The sequence below is a fragment of the Pseudomonas sediminis genome, from assembly GCF_002741105.1.
GTDB classification, from domain to species: domain Bacteria; phylum Pseudomonadota; class Gammaproteobacteria; order Pseudomonadales; family Pseudomonadaceae; genus Aquipseudomonas; species Aquipseudomonas sediminis.
Map to the genome: position 1 here is coordinate 166,644 of NZ_NIQU01000003.1, position 17,224 is coordinate 183,867.

The 17,224-nt window shown below is 61.2% G+C and carries 16 protein-coding genes; 6 read left to right on the forward strand and 10 right to left on the reverse strand.

The window, feature by feature from the left end; genetic code table 11:
* Positions 1–6 precede the first annotated feature (6 nt).
* The 7 genes from CDO35_RS08805 to CDO35_RS08835 all read right to left on the reverse strand — a co-directional run bounded on the left by CDO35_RS08805 (position 7) and on the right by CDO35_RS08835 (position 7,257).
* On the reverse strand, positions 7–432 hold the full coding sequence (locus CDO35_RS08805; RefSeq protein ID WP_036999437.1) for a GNAT family N-acetyltransferase: 426 nt from the start codon (positions 430–432) through the stop codon (positions 7–9).
* Positions 425–1,591, reverse strand: coding sequence for a ribosomal protein uL16 3-hydroxylase (locus CDO35_RS08810; RefSeq protein ID WP_099523921.1), 1,167 nt, complete (start codon positions 1,589–1,591; stop codon positions 425–427). Before CDO35_RS08810 ends, CDO35_RS08805 begins: the two co-directional genes overlap by 8 nt.
* A gap of 78 nt (positions 1,592–1,669) precedes the next feature.
* A complete protein-coding gene (gene purB / locus CDO35_RS08815) occupies positions 1,670–3,040 on the reverse strand; it encodes an adenylosuccinate lyase (RefSeq protein ID WP_072424092.1) in 1,371 nt (456 codons plus the stop codon).
* Positions 3,041–3,188: 148 nt separating this feature from the next.
* Entirely contained in the window at positions 3,189–4,052 is an 864-nt protein-coding gene (locus tag CDO35_RS08820) for a DMT family transporter (RefSeq protein ID WP_099523923.1), read from the reverse strand.
* Positions 4,053–4,054: 2 nt separating this feature from the next.
* The gene (hflD, locus tag CDO35_RS08825; protein ID WP_099523925.1) at positions 4,055–4,675 is read right to left on the reverse strand and encodes a high frequency lysogenization protein HflD; all 621 of its coding nucleotides are present in this window, start codon (positions 4,673–4,675) and stop codon (positions 4,055–4,057) included.
* Positions 4,672–5,784 (reverse strand): tRNA 2-thiouridine(34) synthase MnmA, encoded by a 1,113-nt coding sequence (gene mnmA, locus CDO35_RS08830; protein WP_099523928.1) that lies wholly within the window; start codon positions 5,782–5,784, stop codon positions 4,672–4,674. Before mnmA ends, hflD begins: the two co-directional genes overlap by 4 nt.
* Before the next feature lie 87 nt (positions 5,785–5,871).
* A complete protein-coding gene (locus CDO35_RS08835) occupies positions 5,872–7,257 on the reverse strand; it encodes an aminotransferase-like domain-containing protein (RefSeq protein ID WP_099523930.1) in 1,386 nt (461 codons plus the stop codon).
* Positions 7,258–7,374: 117 nt separating this feature from the next.
* On the opposite strand from CDO35_RS08835, the gene CDO35_RS08840 reads away from it, so the two are divergent.
* The 4 genes from CDO35_RS08840 (at position 7,375) to CDO35_RS08855 (ending at position 11,601) form a co-directional block, all read left to right on the forward strand.
* On the forward strand, positions 7,375–8,661 hold the full coding sequence (locus CDO35_RS08840) for a hydroxymethylglutaryl-CoA reductase, degradative (RefSeq protein ID WP_099523932.1): 1,287 nt from the start codon (positions 7,375–7,377) through the stop codon (positions 8,659–8,661).
* The gene (locus CDO35_RS08845) at positions 8,658–9,569 is read left to right on the forward strand and encodes a hydroxymethylglutaryl-CoA lyase (RefSeq protein ID WP_099523934.1); all 912 of its coding nucleotides are present in this window, start codon (positions 8,658–8,660) and stop codon (positions 9,567–9,569) included. The genes CDO35_RS08840 and CDO35_RS08845 overlap by 4 nt, the downstream gene beginning before the upstream one ends.
* A 131-nt stretch (positions 9,570–9,700) precedes the next feature.
* Entirely contained in the window at positions 9,701–10,219 is a 519-nt protein-coding gene (locus CDO35_RS08850) for a hypothetical protein (protein WP_099523936.1), read from the forward strand.
* The gene (locus tag CDO35_RS08855) at positions 10,219–11,601 is read left to right on the forward strand and encodes a tripartite tricarboxylate transporter permease (protein WP_099523938.1); all 1,383 of its coding nucleotides are present in this window, start codon (positions 10,219–10,221) and stop codon (positions 11,599–11,601) included. Before CDO35_RS08850 ends, CDO35_RS08855 begins: the two co-directional genes overlap by 1 nt.
* 34 nt (positions 11,602–11,635) lie before the next feature.
* Here the strand turns inward: CDO35_RS08855 and CDO35_RS08860 are convergent, their stop codons facing one another.
* On the reverse strand, positions 11,636–12,073 hold the full coding sequence (locus CDO35_RS08860) for an NUDIX hydrolase (RefSeq protein ID WP_099523940.1): 438 nt from the start codon (positions 12,071–12,073) through the stop codon (positions 11,636–11,638).
* Between the two features lie 162 nt (positions 12,074–12,235).
* Complete coding sequence (locus tag CDO35_RS08865) at positions 12,236–14,464, reverse strand: NADP-dependent isocitrate dehydrogenase (RefSeq protein ID WP_099523941.1); 2,229 nt, start codon at positions 14,462–14,464, stop codon at positions 12,236–12,238.
* Between the two features lie 521 nt (positions 14,465–14,985).
* Between CDO35_RS08865 and icd the strand changes: the two genes are divergently transcribed.
* Positions 14,986–16,242, forward strand: a complete 1,257-nt coding sequence (gene icd, locus CDO35_RS08870; protein WP_099523942.1) for an NADP-dependent isocitrate dehydrogenase — start codon at positions 14,986–14,988, stop codon at positions 16,240–16,242.
* A gap of 99 nt (positions 16,243–16,341) precedes the next feature.
* Here icd and cspD read toward each other — a convergent pair whose 3' ends face one another.
* Positions 16,342–16,611, reverse strand: coding sequence for a cold shock domain-containing protein CspD (gene cspD, locus CDO35_RS08875; protein WP_099523945.1), 270 nt, complete (start codon positions 16,609–16,611; stop codon positions 16,342–16,344).
* Between the two features lie 230 nt (positions 16,612–16,841).
* On the opposite strand from cspD, the gene clpS reads away from it, so the two are divergent.
* Positions 16,842–17,204 (forward strand): ATP-dependent Clp protease adapter ClpS, encoded by a 363-nt coding sequence (gene clpS / locus CDO35_RS08880; RefSeq protein ID WP_003460431.1) that lies wholly within the window; start codon positions 16,842–16,844, stop codon positions 17,202–17,204.
* Positions 17,205–17,224 lie beyond the last annotated feature (20 nt).

The window sequence follows — 17,224 nt, forward strand, 5'->3', positions numbered from 1 at the left end:
TGCTCTCTACTGGCTGGTGCGCACCATATCCACGTGCGGTATGCCGGCGTCGAGGTACTCGTCGCTGACAATCCTGAAGCCTAGCCTTTCATAGAACGGCGTCGCGTGCACCTGAGCGGTGAGCATTTGCTGATGCAGGCCGCGTTTTTCCGCTTCGGCGATCACTGCCTGCATCAGTTTCTCTCCGACCTTGAGGCCGCGCCAATCCTTGAGCACCGACACGCGACCGATATGGCCATCGGGCAGCAGACGTGCGGTGCCAACCGGGTAATCGCCTTCCTCGGCGAGAAAATGCACGGCGTCGGTATCTTCGGCGTCCCACTCCAGTTCCGGCGGCACCGATTGCTCGGCGACGAAAACGCTGTCGCGGATACGACGAAGCTCGGCATTGTCCCTATGCCAGTCCGCGACACGGACAGTGATCTCACTCATCGGCAAATCCCAGGCTGCCTTGTTTGACCAGTTCCCACAGCAGAGTACGCCCCTCGTCGTCGGCCAGCCAGGCGCCGAGGTTTTCCACATGTAACGCATCGGCGCTGCAGATCAGCTTCAGCAGCTCACGCAGGCGGGCCGAAACCAGGCGGCTCTGGCCGCTGGCGAACAGCACCAGGTCTTCACCGACTTCCGACCAGGCCATACGTGCGCTGGGATTGCGGATCAGGATCGCGCCATCTTCCAGGGCGCCGAGGAAGTCTTCTTCCTCGATCTCGATGCCGGCAACCAGCTCCGGGTACTTGGGCTCGGTCATGAACTGGCCGAACCAGGTCATCAGCAGGCGTTCGTCACTCATGTGCTCGTTGAGCAGCGCCTTGAGGCGCTCCAGGGCGTCACGCTGGATCTGGTTGGGATCCTCGCTCGGCTGGATGTCGGCATCGCTGTAACGCTCTTCGTCGGGCAGGAACTGGCCGAGGAAATCAGTGAAATGGGTCAGTACTTCGGCGGCGCTCGGCGCGCGGAAGCCCACGGAATAGGTCATGCAATCATCCTCAGCGGTGCCACAGTGGGCGAGGCGTGGCGGCAGGTAGAGCATGTCGCCGGGTGCCAGCACCCATTCATCGGTTGGTTCGAATTGCGCCAGGATCTTCAGATCGGCGTGGGTGAGCAGCGGGCTGTCGGAATCGCACATCTGGCCAACTTGCCAGCGGCGATGACCGTGAGCCTGCAGCAGGAATACGTCGTAGTTGTCGAAATGCGGGCCGACGCCGCCGCCGGGAGCAGCGAAGCTGATCATCAGATCGTCGATGCGCCACTTGGGCAGGAACTTGAAGTCTTCCAGCAGCTCGGCCACTTCCGGCACGAACTGGTCGACGGCCTGCACCAGCAGGGTCCAGTCGCGCTCGGGCAGATCCTGGAAGGTGTCTTCGTTGAACGGGCCGCGCTGCAGCTCCCAGGGGCGTTCGCCGTGCTCGATCACCAGGCGCGATTCGACTTCTTCTTCCAGCGCCAGACCTGCCAGTTCGTCGGGGCTGATCGGGCTTTCGAAGTCCGGGATCGCCTGGCGCACCAGCAGCGGCTTCTTCTGCCAGTAGTCACGCAGGAATTCACGGGCTGTGAGGCCACCCAGCAATTGCAGCGGAGTATCAGGATTCATCAGTAAGCCCTTGAAATAGATAAAAACCTTAAAACAAAAACGCCCGGCTCAGCCGGGCGTCCTCGAGGCTGATCGCGCTTAGATCCGCTTGGCCTGGGCCACGGCGTTACCGATGTAGCGCGCCGGAGTCAGTTGCTTGAGCTCTTCCTTGGCGGCGGTCGGCATGTCCAGGCCGTCGATGAAGGCCAGCAGGGCCTCGGGGCTGATGCCCTTGCCGCGGGTCAGCTCCTTGAGCTTCTCGTACGGGTTCTCGATGGCGTAGCGACGCATGACGGTCTGGATCGGCTCAGCGAGCACTTCCCAGCACGCGTCCAAATCTTCAGCGATTTTCTGAGCATTGAGCTCCAACTTGCTGATTCCCTTGAGGCTGGCTTCGTAAGCGATGACGCTGTGAGCGAAGCCGACACCCAGGTTACGCAGCACGGTGGAGTCGGTCAGGTCACGCTGCCAGCGGGAGATCGGCAGCTTGCTGGCCAGGTGCTGGAAGATCGCGTTGGCGATGCCCAGGTTGCCTTCGGAGTTTTCGAAGTCGATCGGGTTGACCTTGTGCGGCATAGTCGAGGAGCCGATCTCGCCAGCCACGGTCTTCTGCTTGAAGTAACCGAGGGAGATGTAGCCCCAGACGTCGCGGTCGAAGTCGATCAGGATGGTGTTGAAGCGAGCGATGGCGTCGAACAGCTCGGCAATGTAGTCGTGCGGCTCGATCTGGGTGGTGTAGGGGTTCCAGGTCAGGCCCAGGTCACCTTCGATGAACTGACGCGCGTTGGCTTCCCAGTCGATGCTCGGGTAGGCCGACAGGTGGGCGTTGTAGTTGCCCACGGCGCCGTTGATCTTGCCCAGCAGCGGCACGGCCGCGACCTGAGCGATCTGGCGCTCCAGACGGTGGACGACGTTGGCCAGTTCCTTGCCCAGGGTGGTCGGCGAGGCCGGTTGGCCGTGGGTGCGCGAGAGCATCGGCACATCAGCGAACTTCACTGCCAGTTCGCGAATGGCGCCTGCCAGTTGCTTCATCAGCGGCAGCAGCACGCTGTCGCGGCCTTCGCGCAGCATCAGGGCGTGGGACAGGTTGTTGATGTCCTCGCTGGTGCAGGCGAAGTGGATGAACTCGCTGACCTTGTCCAGCTCCGGCAGCTTGGCAGCCTGTTCCTTGAGCAGGTACTCCACGGCCTTGACGTCGTGGTTGGTGGTGCGCTCGATTTCCTTGACGCGCTCGGCGTGCTCGACGGCGAAGTTCTCGGCCAGCTCGTTGAGCAGGGCGTTGGCTTCGGCGGAGAAGGGCGCGACTTCCGGGATGCCCTCGTGAGCGGCCAGGCGCTGCAGCCAGCGCACTTCGACCAGTACGCGGCTACGGATCAGGCCGTATTCGCTGAAGATAGGGCGCAGGGCGCTGGTTTTGCCGGCGTAGCGGCCGTCGACGGGGGAAACCGCGGTGAGCGAGGAAAGCTGCATGTAGGCGTTCTCGAGCTGTCGGGCTGAAAAGCCATCCGGGGTCGCTGCGCGTCGTGCCTGCTTCAGTGAAGCGGGCGCTAGCTCAGGTGCCTGGACGACCTCTGGCGAAAAGGGCGCATATCATACATGAAAACCGGCGCGTGATCGCCTATGTCCTGCGTCGTGCGACCGATAACAGACTGGCGGCAAAAATCAGCGCTGCGCCGAGCAGTGACAGGGTGTCTGGCGCCTCGCCCCAGAGCAGCCAGGCGATGATGCCGGCGAAGACGATGGCCAGGTAGGCGACCGGCCCAATCAGCCCCGGCGGCGCCAGGCCGTAGGCGCGCGACATGATCACCTGGCTGGCGGTGGCCAGCAGGCCGATGCCCAGCAGCCAGCTCAGTTGAGTGGTATCCAGTGGCTGCCAGCTCCAGGTCAGCGGGATGGCGGAGAACAGCGCGCTGAACAGCGAAAAATAGAAGACGATGCGCGTTGCTGGTTCGCTGTCGCTCATTTCACGGATGGAGACGAAGGCGAAGGCCGCCAGCAGGCTGGCGGCCAGGCCAAACAGTGCGGGCCCCTCGAACAGGGCGGTGCTGGGTTTGGCCACCAGCAGCACGCCGCACAAACCGATCAGGCTGCTGGCCAGCATGCGTCGAGTCAGCGGCTCCTTCAGCCAGATATGCGCGATCAGCGGGGTGAACACCGGCGCCGAGTAGGTGAACAGCATGGCGTCGGCCAATGGCAGGTGGGCGATGGCGTAGAAGAAGCAGTACATCGCCGCCAGGCCGTAGGTGGTGCGCCACAGATGGGACTTCAGGCGTGTCGTGCGTAGCGGGCGAACGCCACGTACCAGCAGCAAAGGTAGGAAGAACAACACGCCGACCAGATTGCGGAAGAACACCACCGACTCGTTGTTGACGCTGCTGGATATCTCGCGAATGCCGACGCCGGTAAAAGCGAACAGCAGCGCTGAGAGCGCCAGCAGCAGGGCACCCTGTAGGGGTTTTACGCTGCGGCTGGCGGGCTCCATGGTCAGTTTCGCGTCAGTTCGTAGAGTTCTTTGAGCAGCTTGCTGCGGCTGAACACCAACTGCCAGCGGTGGCCGCCGAGCTGGCGCCACAGGCGCGCCGAGCGAATACCGGCGAGCAGCAGTGCGCGGATCTTCGCCGCGTTGTTCGGTTGCTGCAGGAAGCGCATGTCGCCGTGCACCTGGATACGCTGACGGAAGGTGCTGATGGTGTCCTGATACAGGCCGCCGCACGCAGCGATGACGTTGTCATGGACCAGGCCGAAATGCTCGACCTGTTGCTGGATCTGGTCGAGGCGACTGCCCATCACCTGCAGCATGTCGCCACGCTTGTCCAGTTGGCGCTCCAGGCCGACCATTGCCAGTGCATAGCGCAACGGCTCGCGCTGCAGGGCGGATGGATTGCGCTCCAGCGAGCTGATCAGGGCGCGATAACCGTCGCGTAGGTTGAGGTCGTCACCGCCGTAGACGTCCAGCGTGCTTTTCGGATCGCGTACCAGCAGGCTGCCGAGCATGCAGCCCATCGAGGCTTCGCTGACCTGGCCGGTGCGGGCGATCTTGTCGGCCAGCACTGCTGCCTCGAATACGGCGCCGAGGGCGACCAGTTGCTCCTGCAGCGGACTCATTGGGCGTCCTCGTACCAGGCTTCTGCGGTTTCGATCACGCCACCACCCAGGCACACCTCGCCGTCATAGAACACCACGGACTGACCCGGAGTGACGGCGCGCTGCGGCTCGTCGAACACGGCGCGATAGCCGGTCTCGGTCTTCTCCAGGGTGCAGTGCTGGTCATTCTGGCGGTAGCGCACCTTGGCGGTCAGGTGGCGTGGAGCGCTCAGGTCCACTGGGTTGACCCAGTAGATATCGGAGGCGAGCAGAGCGCGGGAGAACAGCCAGGGGTGTTCGTTGCCCTGGCCGACGATAAGTACGTTACGCGTCAGGTCCTTGCGCAGCACGTACCAGGGATCATCGCTGGCGTCCTTGAGACCGCCGATGCCAAGACCCTGGCGCTGGCCGATTGTGTGGTACATCAGACCGTGATGGCGGCCGATGACCTGGCCCTCGGTGGTCTCGATGTCGCCTGGCTGAGCCGGCAGGTACTGTTTGAGAAAGTCACTGAAGCGGCGCTCACCGATAAAGCAGATGCCGGTAGAGTCCTTCTTCTTCGCCGTGGCCAGCTCGTATTTCTCGGCAATAGCGCGTACCTGCGGCTTTTCCAGCTCGCCAACCGGGAACAGGGTCTTGGCGATCTGCTCGCCGCCGACGGCGTGCAGGAAATAGCTCTGGTCCTTGTTCGGGTCCAGGCCCTTGAGCAACTCGGTACGGCCATCGACGTCACGGCGGCGTACGTAGTGACCGGTGGCGATCAGTTCGGCACCGAGCGACAGGGCATAGTCGAGGAAGGCTTTGAACTTGATTTCGCGGTTGCACAGGATGTCTGGGTTCGGCGTACGGCCGGCCTTGTATTCGGCGAGGAAGTGCTCGAACACGTTGTCCCAGTACTCGGCGGCGAAGTTGGCAGTGTGCAGCTTGATGCCGATGCGGTCGCATACGGCCCGGGCGTCGGCCAGGTCGTCCATGGCGGTGCAGTATTCGGTGCCGTCGTCTTCGTCCCAGTTCTTCATGAACAGGCCTTCGACCTGGTAACCCTGTTCCATCAGCAGCAGGGCGGAAACGGATGAATCGACGCCGCCGGACATGCCGACGATCACGCGTTGGGTGCTAGGTGCTTGCATGGGAGTCTGCGAGTGAAGCCTGAAAAGCTGCCGAGTCTACCAGAAAGCCCGCGCCCGTTCAGTGCGCCGGCGAGGAGGCGGGCGAGGTTATCGCGCCAGCCCCAGGTGTGTGAGGCTGCGGCGAAAGGCCGGGTCATCCAGGTAGGCGACATTGAGCCGCGTCCAGGCCACGGGCATCTGCCGGTCGACTGCGAAGATCGAGCCTGGAGCAAGCATCACGCCCTGACTCAGGCACTGGCGGGTGAGGGTGTTGGCATCATCGGCTCCGGGAAATCGAGCCCACAGATAGAGGCTTTGTTCGGGTCGACAGAACACCTCGGCACCCAGCCCATCGAGCACTTCCAGGCCGCGTTGCGTGGCGGCGCGCAAGCGCTCCTGAAGGCGCGACAGGTGACGCAGGAAGTGCCCTTCAGCGAGGATCACATCGATGGTGCGCTCGCTATACTCGGCGCCGCTGTTGTGCAGCAGCATCTTCAGGTCGGCCAGTTCCTCGATGCGTTTTTTGCTGCCGGCAATGAAGCCGACGCGCAAGGCGGCTGAAATCGATTTGGAGAAACTGCCCAGGTAGAGGGTGCGCTCGGACTGGTCCAAAGCCGTCAGCTTTATCGCCGAGCTGGGCTTGAAGTCAGCCATGGCGTCGTTTTCCACCAGCAGCAGGTCATGCACTTCTGCAAGCTGCAACAGCTGGTGTGCCTTGGCTGGGGACAGGTCGGAGCCGGTCGGGTTGTGGCCCACGGACTGAAGAAAGAACAGCTTGGGGCGGTGCTTCTTCAGCAGGCTTTCCAGTGTGTCGAGGTCCGGGCCATCGGTCTTTCGCGCAATGCCGAGCATGCGCGCTCCTTGCAGTTGCAGCTTGCCGAACAGCGGGTAGTAGCCAGGGTCCTCGACCAGCACTGTATCGCCAGGGGCCACGTAGCGACGGATGATCAGGTCCATTGCATGGTTGGCGCCCAGGGTGGTGACCAGTTGCCGTGGTGACACGGCAATCTGGTAGTCCGCGAGCTTCTGCACCAGGCGCTGGCGCAAATCGGGATTGCCCAGCCGTGTCCCGTAGCGAAACAGGGTCGACACCCCGCCGCGCACCACTTGCCGGTGGAATTTGTCCAGGCGCATGTCCATCAGCCATTCAATCGGTGGAAACCCTTCGCCCAGGTGTGAGTGGCCAGGGTCGCGCACGAACTGCTGGCGCATCATCCAGATGGTGTCCAGCGCTCGGGTGTAAGGCTGTGGCTCGTCCTCCTCCTTGCGTGCTTTGAGGTTCTTGCAGACGAAGAACCCCTTGCCATGCCGAGCCTCCACCAGCCCCTGTGATGCCAGGTGTTCGTAAGCGGTAATTACGGTGTTCTTGGCGTACCCGTGCAGGCGCATGTACTCGCGCAGCGAGGGCAGTTTGTTGCCCTCTTGCAGGGCGCCTTCGGCTATCTGCCTGGCAATGGCGTCGGCCACTTTTTGTGCAAGGGTTTGTTTGGGCATGGTGAAAAGGTCGTGGATACAAGGAAGAAGTGTCTGGGCAAACTGTACCTTTTTTCGGGGATACAGTGCGGATAGTGTTCCGCAACCAAGAACAAACGACTCCAAGAGAGCTCCCCGATGTCCATCGACTCCCGCCTGCCCAATTTCCGCAATCTGTCGCCCTCGAAACGACTCGACTACGTTCAGCAACTGGTCGGTCTGTCTGCCGAGGACTCGGCCCTGCTCCGTGATGCCGGTGCACTACCGATAGAAATCGCCGACGGCATGATCGAGAACGTGATTGGCACGTTCGAGCTGCCCTACGCGCTGGCGAGCAACTTTTGCATCAATGGCAGAGATGTAGTGATTCCACTGGTGGTCGAGGAGCCTTCGGTGGTTGCTGCCGCTTCGTTCATGGCCAAGCTGGCGCGGCCGACAGGTGGATTCCGGACTTCCAGCAGCGCACCACTGATGCGTGCTCAGGTGCAGATCATTGGCGTCAGCGACCCCTACAATGCGCGGCTCAGCCTGCTGCGCAGCAGGGACGAGATCATCGCCCTGGCCAACAGCAAGGATCAGTTGCTGAACAGTCTGGGCGGAGGCTGTCGCGATATCGAAGTGCACACCTTCATCGACAGCCCGCGCGGGCCGATGCTGGTGGCTCACCTGATCGTCGACGTGCGCGACGCCATGGGCGCCAATACGGTCAATACCATGGCAGAGGCAGTGGCGCCGCTGATGGAGCGGCTCACCGGAGGCAAGGTGCGTTTGCGCATTCTCTCCAACCTCGCCGATCTGCGTCTGGCCCGCGCCCAGGTGCGTATCGCGCCGGAGCAGCTGGATACGCCGGAATACAAAGGCGCCGAAGTCATCGAAGGGGTGATCGATGCCTATACCTTTGCGGCGATCGATCCCTACCGAGCTGCGACCCACAACAAAGGCATCATGAATGGCATCGATCCATTGGTAGTGGCCACCGGTAACGACTGGCGAGCGGTGGAGGCCGGTGCTCACGCCTATGCCTGCCGCAATGGTCACTACGGTTCCCTGACCACCTGGGAGAAGGACAGCCAAGGTCACCTGGTCGGCACTATTGAGATGCCCATGCCGCTGGGGCTGGTGGGCGGCGCCACCAAGACTCATCCCCTGGCGCAGTTGTCGCTGCGCATTCTGGGCGTCAAGAGTGCCCAGGAGCTTGGCGAAATTGCAGTCGCCGTGGGGCTGGCGCAGAACCTGGGGGCTCTGCGTGCTCTGGCCACCGAAGGCATTCAGCGCGGTCACATGGCCTTGCATGCGCGTAATGTCGCGTTGTCGGCCGGTGCTCGTGGTGATGAGGTGGACTGGCTGGTCAAACGGATGGTCGAGGCGCGAGATGTGCGCGCTGATCGCGCGGAGGTTCTGCTGCGCGAGAAGCGTGGGCAATGACCATGGAAGCGGTAAGGCTGGTAGAGGTCGGTGCACGCGACGGCCTGCAGAACGAGGCCATGACGCTGCCGGTGGCGGTACGCGTGGAGCTGATCGAGCGCCTGGTTGCGGCCGGTTTGCAAGCCCTGGAGGCCGGGGCGTTCGTCTCGCCGCGCTGGGTTCCGCAGATGGCCGGCTCTGACGAGGTGCTGCGACGGCTTCGGCAGCACCCAGGCGTAACCTATACGGCGCTGGTGCCAAATCTCCAGGGGCTTGATGCTGCGCTTGCGGTTGGCTGCAGAGAGGTCGCGGTTTTCGCATCTGCATCCGAGCCGTTCTCGCAGCGCAATGTCAACTGCTCCATCGATGAAAGCCTGCAGCGCTTCCAGCCCGTGCTTGGCAAGGCAGCGGAGCAGGGCGTGGCCGTACGCGGTTACGTGTCCTGCGTGCTGGGTTGTCCGTTCAGCGGTGAAGTGCCGGTGGCTGACGTGGTTCGAGTCGCCCGTGAACTGTATGCCATGGGCTGCTACGAGATCAGTCTGGGTGACACCATCGGCAGAGGTACGCCGGGGCGAGCCATGCAGCTCATTGAGGCCTGCGCCAGCGAGGTGCCGATCGCTGCTTTGGCTGGACACTTCCACGATACCTATGGCATGGCAGTGGCCAATGTTCAGGCCGCCCTGGAGGCCGGCGTGCGAGTGTTCGACAGCTCGATCTCCGGACTGGGCGGTTGCCCGTATTCGCCAGGCGCCACTGGCAACGTGGCAACCGAGGAGCTGGTCTACCTGTTCCATGAGCAGGGACTGGCCACCGGTGTTGATCTTCCTGCGTTGCTTGAGGCGGGCGCCTTTATCGATGCCGCTTTGGGCAAGGCCTCGGCATCCAGAGTGGCCACCGCTCTGCGCAGCAAAGCAGGTAGCCAGCAATAACAGCAGCAAGGGCTGGCAGATGACATTGGTGTCGATGCCAGCCTCTCGATAACCCATGAATGACGGTCTCGCGACCGCCCAAGCAACAGCTTCCTCAATAACAACAAGAGCCCGCAAGGGCGAGGGACACCATGACTCAAGAACTTGCCAGGCCGGCCACCACGCCGGCCGAGGTCACGCGCGACACCAACAACCTCTATGAAGTGTGGGGCGATACCGTGGATTCCAGGCATCTGGTGCTGGCCATCCTGGTCAGCTCTGTCGTCAGTCTCGGTACCTATGCGCTGGCTTTATGGATTCTTGCCGGCATCCTGGATTCGGCGCAGATGGCCAAGGCCTACGCCATGCTATTTGGAATTCTGGGTTGCCTGGCTGGCGGTACGATCAGTGCTCTTTTGTTCAAGCCCAAGCGCGATGTGATCGAGCATGCCGCGGACCCGGCGTTTCGTGAGCAGGTGGTCAACGATCTGCTCAAGGAGTACGGCAGCCTCGGTCGCCTTGAGGAAACCTCGCCCGAGGTAATCGCCGAGCTGCGCGATCTGGGGCTCTACGAGCTATTTCGTGATGCCGAGCTCCGTGAGCAGACTGCGCCGTCAGCGGCTGACGCTGGGGTAGATGCGTCCCTGCAGCCAAGCGGAGGGCGTTCGTAATGGAAGGGTTGCTCTACGAAATTCTGATGGCGCTGGCGCTTGGTTTGTTCGGTGCGGTGCTGTTCTCCGCGATTGGTCTGGTTTCAGGAACCGATGAAACCACGACCCTGGCGCCTTTGACCATGTTGGTGGTGATGCTGGGTGCGCCGCCAGCCGGCATTCTTACCTTCTTTCTGGCTGGCGCGGTGGCCAAGCATATGACCCACGCCGTTCCTACCGCACTGCTGGGAATTCCCGGTGACACCATGGCGACGGCGCTCATCGGCGACGCCAACTACTTGCGCCGACTCGGCGTGCCCCACGTGGCGTTGCGCAAGATGATCACCGGCGGTGCGATGGCCGCGCTGATCGCAGTTCCGTTATCGGTGCTGTTCGCGGTGTTGCTGGCGCCGTTCGGCGATGTGATCAAGCAGTTCGCGCCCTGGGTTTTTCTCTGCGCTGCCTTTGCCATTGCTTACTTCTCGGCGGGTCGTTGGGCGTCGGTGCTGGCGCTGTTGCCGTTCGTGCTGGTCATCGTGGCCTTGCAGACGCTGACAGCTCAGTACGACGTCAAGCTCGCCGTCAGCTATTTCCTCGGTATCGCAGTCGCGCCGCTGATCGCCTCGCTGTTCTCGCTGCTGGCGCCAGTCGAGCGCGAGAAGATGCGTCGCGATGGCTTTCGCGTCTTTTCCCTGGCTCCGGACATGAAGGGCTGGAAAGGCTACTTTCCTAATCCGTTTCGGGTGATCAACAAGCGCCAGCGGCGCATGACCGCGATGGCTGCCAGTGTGACCAGCGCCACTTTCGTGTTCAGCCCCGTGGCCATGACGGTGATCATGGGGGAGGTGATCGGTGCCCGTATCAAGCAGGCATACGAGCGGCTGACCACGGTGATCACCGCGCGTAATGGTGTCACCGAGTCGACCTACATTGCAGAAGCGCTGATCCCCCTTATCGCCTTCGGCCTGCCGCTCAGCCCGGTAGCCGCCGGGCCGGCAGCGCCGCTGTTCAATGCGCCGCCGCGGTTTACCGTTGACAGCGCGACGGGCGAGGTCAATAACCTGCACAACCTGCTGAACTACTGGGAGTTCTTCGGTTACGGCATGTTGGCGGTGGTTGTCGCCATCCTGATCGCCTATCCCTTTTCCATGAGCTTCGCCCATCGGGCTGCGTCCTTCGTGTTTCGCAAGATCAGTCACGAAGCGGTCATTTCCACCTTCATCGGCCTGGCACTGGTCGTGGGGATCTGGGAGGGCGGCCTGCTCGGGGTGCTGGTGGTCGTCACCATCGGCTTGCTCGGTGGCTTCCTTGGGCGCTTCCTGGGGTTCAACATCGGCGTGCAGTTCATGGGGTACTACACGGCGGTGTTGAGCGTGCCGGCCATGCTGGCGTTGTTGAGGTAGGGGGGCAACCTCGGGTTCAGCGGTGCCTCTGGCGTTAGCGCAGCAACTCCAGCGGTCCGCTGATGCCAGCCAGGTAATCATCCACGCATTGCATCACCAGCTCGCTGCGCCAGCGCTCGGGCTGGTCGGCCAACTCGTTGCGCGTCAACCAGGTAATGCCGCTGATGTCGGCGTCCAGCTCGCGCTCCGGGTCATGGCGCACGGGACGGGCAATGAAGCAGACGCGCTGATAGGTCACACCATTGCTCGGCGCGGTATAGAGATAGATGCCGAGCAAGGCGGTGAGCTCCACCTCCCAGCCGGTTTCTTCGAGCGTCTCGCGCAGTGCGGCTTCGCTTAGTGATTCGTCGGCCTCCAGGTGCCCGGCCGGTTGGTTGAGCACCATGCGGCCGGCCTTGAACTCTTCGACGAAGAGGAAGCGGCCATTGTCTTCGATCACCGTTGCCACGGTGATATGGGGTTGCCAGTCCATTTCGCTCTCTCAGGAATTATTTGCTGGATGAAGTTCTTGTAGGAGCGAGCTCTGCTCGCGAAGCTGTTTTTCGCGAGCAGAGCTCGCGTCTACAGAGATGTCCGTATCCATAAATAAAGAACCCCGGCACCAGGCCGGGGTTCTTTTTACACTCAAACCTTATCAGGCATTCAGTGCAGCCAGAGCGGCATTGAAGGTGCTGCTAGGGCGCATCACCTTGCTGGTCAGCTCGGGGTTGGAGCGGTAGTAGCCACCGATTTCGGCCGGCTTGCCTTGTACGGCTGCCAGCTCGCCAACGATGGTCGCTTCCTGCTCGGTCAGTTGCTTGGCCAGCGGGGCGAAGCGGGCTTTCAGCTCGGCATTGTCATTTTGCTCGGCCAGGGCTTGCGCCCAGTACAGCGCCAGGTAGAAGTGGCTGCCACGGTTGTCGATCTCGCCGACCTTACGCGCTGGGGACTTGTTGTTGTCCAGCAGCTTGCCGGTGGCCTGATCCAGGGTCTTGCCCAGTACCTTGGCCTTGGCGTTGTCGGTCTTGATGCCGGTTTCTTCCAGCGACACGGCCAGGGCCAGGAACTCACCCAGGGAATCCCAGCGCAGGTAGTTCTCTTCGACCAACTGCTGTACGTGCTTGGGTGCCGAGCCGCCGGCACCGGTTTCGTACATGCCGCCGCCAGCCATCAGCGGAACGATGGACAGCATCTTGGCCGAGGTGCCCAGTTCCATGATCGGGAACAGGTCGGTCAGGTAGTCGCGCAGCACGTTGCCGGTCACCGAGATGGTGTCCTGGCCGCGAATCATGCGCTCCATGGAGACGCGGATGGCTTCGTTATAGCCCATCATGCGGATGTCCAGGCCGGTCAGGTCGTAATCCTTGAGGTACAGCTCGACCTTCTTCTGTAGTTCGCGGTCGTGGGCGCGCTCCGGGTCCAGCCAGAAGATGGCCGGGGTGTCGGACTGGCGGGCGCGGGTAACGGCCAGCTTGACCCAGTCGCGGATCGGCGCGTCTTTGGTCTGGCAGGCGCGCCAGATGTCGCCGGCTTCGACCTGGTGCTGCATCAGCACGGTGCCGTCGGCTGCCACGACGCGCATGGTGCCATCGGCAGTCATTTCGAAGGTCTTGTCGTGAGAGCCGTACTCTTCAGCTTTCTGCGCCATCAGGCCAACGTTCGGCACGGTACCCATGGTGGTCGGGTCGAACGCACCGTTGGTTTTGCAGAAGTTGATCATTTCCTGATAGATGCGAGCGTAGGTGCTCTCAGGCATGACGGCCTTGGTGTCTTTCTGCTTACCGTCCTTGCCCCACATCTGACCGGAGTTGCGGATCATGGCCGGCATCGAGGCGTCGACGATGACGTCGCTCGGGATGTGCAGGTTGGTAATGCCCTTGACCGAGTCGACCATGGCCATTTCCGGGCGATGGGCATAAACCTCGTGGATGTCATGCAGGATTTCTTCCTGCTGGGAGGCCGGCAGCGACTTGATCTTGTCGTAGACGCTGCTGATACCGTTGTTCGGGTTGACGCCCAGTTCCTTGAACAGGTCGCCGTACTTGTCGAACACGTCCTTGTAGTAAACGCTGACAGCGTGGCCGAAGACGATCGGGTGGGAGACCTTCATCATGGTCGCCTTGACGTGCAGGGACCACATCACGCCGGTGTTCTTGCAGTCTTGCAGGGTCTTCTCGAAGAAATCACGCAGCTTGCGGCAGCTCATGAACATGCTGTCGAACACTTCGCCTTCTTGCAGGGCGAGCTGTTTCTTCACTTCGACCTTGCCGTCCTTGCCAACGAACTCGATGCGCACGTCACCGGCCTTGGCCATGGTGATCGACTGCTCGCTGGAGAAGAAGTCGCCGCCACGCATGTAGTCGGCGTGGGACTGCGAAGCCATGCTCCACTTGCCCATGCTGTGCGGGTGTTTGCGCGCGTAGGCTTTTACCGCGGCCGGAGCGCGGCGGTCGGAGTTGCCTTCGCGCAGAACCGGGTTCACGGCGCTGCCAAGGATCTTGGCGTAGCGGGCGCGAACTTCCTTGTCTTCTTCGCTTTGCGGGTCTTCCGGGAAATCGGGAATGCCGTAGCCCTGAGCCTGCAGCTCGGCGATGGCGGCCTTGAGCTGAGGTACGGAGGCGCTGATGTTCGGCAGCTTGATGATGTTGGCATCGGCCTGCAGAGTCAGCTCGGCCAGTTTGGCCAGGTCGTCATCGATGCGTTTGTCGGCGTCCAGGCGGTCGGCAAAGCTTGCCAGGATCCGTCCAGCAAGAGAGATGTCGCGGGTTTCAACGGAGATGTCAGCCGATGCGGCAAAGGCTTCTACAATGGGCAGAAGCGAATAGGTAGCAAGGGCCGGAGCTTCGTCGGTGAAGGTGTAGATGATCTTCGAAGGGGTGGACATTTAGGGTTAACTCTCTTCTTTGCTGAGCGCGCATAGAAACTCGACCTGTGCCGGTAGGCACTTGAGCCCCATGGTGGCGGGGCCGGGTCGAGGACTCGCCGCGGTGATGTTGGATGCACCCGTAGAGTGTCGAGCAGTTCGAGCCGGCAGACAGTGGTTGCCGTTTACCGGTTTCAAGAGGTTGCTGCCTGGTTCCAGACAGGTCACCCCTTATGACTCGTTAGTCACCTAAGCAGTATACCACTGCGGCACCTCGCCGCAGAATGCCCAGTTGAATAAGACCTTTGCACATATGTTTCACCGGACGCTTTGCGCTACTCTCGGGAGTGCACACTGTCGGAGCCTTGCGGGCTTGGCCGTTCGTTGCGAGGGAAAGTCCGGGTTGAGGCAGTTTTTTCGAGTTTTCGAGAAGAATAGCCAGCTATTTGACGAGAAAAAGCGGAGAAAATGACCAATCCGGCTTTTCCGCAGTAGAACAGTGTCAAGTTCGGCAGGCTCCTAACCACAAGATGGAGTCCAGCATGGGATACCAAAAGATCCAGGTGCCAGCCACCGGTGACAAAATCACCGTTAATGCCGATATGTCGCTGACTGTTCCGAACAACCCGATCATCCCTTTCATCGAGGGTGATGGTATCGGCGTCGATATTTCCCCGGTGATGATCAAAGTCGTCGACGCCGCCGTCGAAAAAGCCTACGGCGGCGCTCGCAAGATCTCCTGGATGGAAGTTTATGCCGGCGAAAAGGCCACTCAGGTGTACGATCAGGACACCTGGCTGCCGAAAGAAACCCTCGAGGCTGTGCGTGATTACGTGGTTTCGATCAAAGGCCCGCTGACCACGCCAGTTGGTGGCGGCATCCGCTCACTGAACGTGGCATTGCGTCAGGAGCTCGATCTGTATGTCTGCCTGCGCCCGGTGCGCTGGTTCGAAGGCGTGCCCAGCCCAGTGAAGAAGCCGGGTGACGTCGACATGGTGATCTTCCGCGAGAACTCCGAGGACATCTACGCCGGCGTCGAATGGAAAGCTGGCAGCCCCGAAGCCGAGAAGGTCATCAAGTTCCTCACCGAGGAAATGGGCGTCAAGAAGATCCGCTTCACCGATATGTGTGGCATCGGCATCAAGCCGGTTTCCGAAGCTGGCACCAAGCGCCTTGTGCGCAAGGCGCTGCAGTACGCCGTGGACAACGATCGCAGTTCGTTAACCCTGGTGCACAAAGGCAACATCATGAAGTTCACCGAAGGTGCCTTCAAAGAGTGGGGTTACGAAATCGCACGTGACGAATTCGGTGCCGAGTTGCTCGATGGCGGCCCTTGGATGCAGTTCAAGAACCCGCGTACCGGCAAGAATATCGTGGTCAAGGATGTGATTGCCGACGCCATGCTGCAACAGATCCTGCTGCGTCCGGCCGAATATGACGTGATCGCCACGCTCAACCTCAATGGCGACTATCTGTCCGACGCCCTGGCGGCCGAAGTCGGTGGCATCGGTATCGCGCCGGGTGCCAACCTTTCCGACTCCGTGGCGATGTTCGAGGCGACTCACGGCACGGCACCGAAATACGCCGGCCAGGACAAGGTCAATCCGGGCTCGGTCATTCTCTCAGCCGAGATGATGTTGCGTCACATGGGCTGGGCCGAGGCGGCCGATCTGATCATCAAGGGCACCAACGGCGCCATTGCTGCCAAGACCGTGACCTATGACTTCGAGCGTCTGATGGAGGGTGCGAAGCTGATGTCGTGCTCCGAGTTCGGCGATGCGATGATCAGCCATATGTAGGCTGATTAAGGTGTGAAAAAAAGGCCGGTCAAATGACCGGCCTTTTCGTGTTCAGCACATCCATGTGCTCGTATTCGATGAAGCTGTTGGTCAGGATGCTCAGACTTCGGCAGTGCTCGCGATACTCTGCGTCTGGGTGGCTGCCACGGGGGCATCCTGAGTGGCGCTGGCTGCGCTGATATTGACCGCATGCAGTCCTTTGGGGCCTTGCACGATATCGAAGCGGACCGGCTGGCCGGCCTTGAGTGTCTTGTAACCGTCCATCTGGATGGCCGAGTAGTGGGCGAACAGGTCCTCATCTCGGCCGTCGGCCAGGATGAATCCATAGCCTTTGGCGTTGTTGAACCACTTGACCTTACCGCTGAGCATGCTGATATCCCTCTGCAAAGGACTCCATCTCTGGAGTATCATCCACTTCATTCCGCGCGATAACCGACCAGGCTGGGCGAAGGCGTGGAATCCCTGATACCCACCAGTGGGTATTCATTTGTTGTAACACCCTTTTGCCGTTAGTCAAGGCTATACGGCGGATGGCTGAGAACTCAGTCAAACTCCCTCTAGCATCCCCGTTCGCCCAGCCCTGAACCTCTGATTTCAGCATGCATGCAAGTAGCCAGATTCGACTAACATTCAATCAGGATCACCCGGCAGAGCATGAGGATGACTCCTCTGGTATCGCTGTTCAGGAATCCAAGCCAGCATTGCAGGCACCACCGATGTACAAGGTGGTCTTATTCAATGACGACTACACCCCGATGGATTTCGTCGTCGAAGTGCTCGAAACGTTTTTCGGCATGAACCGGGAGCTGGCAACCAAGATCATGCTCGCCGTCCATACAGAAGGGCGTGCGGTATGTGGTGTGTACACCCGCGATATTGCGGAGACCAAAGCAATGCAGGTCAACCAGTACGCGCGAGAGAGCCAGCATCCGCTACTCTGTGAAATAGAGAAGGACGGTTAACGCCGGCCACTTGGATATGA

Bases quoted from the DNA above. Each gene is read 5' to 3' on its own strand.
- CDO35_RS08805 (WP_036999437.1), bottom strand. From the start codon at position 432: ATGAGTGAGATCACTGTCCGTGTCGCGGACTGGCATAGGGACAATGCC.
- CDO35_RS08810 (WP_099523921.1), bottom strand. From the start codon at position 1,591: ATGAATCCTGATACTCCGCTGCAATTGCTGGGTGGCCTCACAGCCCGT.
- purB (WP_072424092.1), bottom strand. From the start codon at position 3,040: ATGCAGCTTTCCTCGCTCACCGCGGTTTCCCCCGTCGACGGCCGCTAC.
- CDO35_RS08820 (WP_099523923.1), bottom strand. From the start codon at position 4,052: ATGGAGCCCGCCAGCCGCAGCGTAAAACCCCTACAGGGTGCCCTGCTG.
- hflD (WP_099523925.1), bottom strand. From the start codon at position 4,675: ATGAGTCCGCTGCAGGAGCAACTGGTCGCCCTCGGCGCCGTATTCGAG.
- mnmA (WP_099523928.1), bottom strand. From the start codon at position 5,784: ATGCAAGCACCTAGCACCCAACGCGTGATCGTCGGCATGTCCGGCGGC.
- CDO35_RS08835 (WP_099523930.1), bottom strand. From the start codon at position 7,257: ATGCCCAAACAAACCCTTGCACAAAAAGTGGCCGACGCCATTGCCAGG.
- CDO35_RS08840 (WP_099523932.1), top strand. From the start codon at position 7,375: ATGTCCATCGACTCCCGCCTGCCCAATTTCCGCAATCTGTCGCCCTCG.
- CDO35_RS08845 (WP_099523934.1), top strand. From the start codon at position 8,658: ATGACCATGGAAGCGGTAAGGCTGGTAGAGGTCGGTGCACGCGACGGC.
- CDO35_RS08850 (WP_099523936.1), top strand. From the start codon at position 9,701: ATGACTCAAGAACTTGCCAGGCCGGCCACCACGCCGGCCGAGGTCACG.
- CDO35_RS08855 (WP_099523938.1), top strand. From the start codon at position 10,219: ATGGAAGGGTTGCTCTACGAAATTCTGATGGCGCTGGCGCTTGGTTTG.
- CDO35_RS08860 (WP_099523940.1), bottom strand. From the start codon at position 12,073: ATGGACTGGCAACCCCATATCACCGTGGCAACGGTGATCGAAGACAAT.
- CDO35_RS08865 (WP_099523941.1), bottom strand. From the start codon at position 14,464: ATGTCCACCCCTTCGAAGATCATCTACACCTTCACCGACGAAGCTCCG.
- icd (WP_099523942.1), top strand. From the start codon at position 14,986: ATGGGATACCAAAAGATCCAGGTGCCAGCCACCGGTGACAAAATCACC.
- cspD (WP_099523945.1), bottom strand. From the start codon at position 16,611: ATGCTCAGCGGTAAGGTCAAGTGGTTCAACAACGCCAAAGGCTATGGA.
- clpS (WP_003460431.1), top strand. From the start codon at position 16,842: ATGCATGCAAGTAGCCAGATTCGACTAACATTCAATCAGGATCACCCG.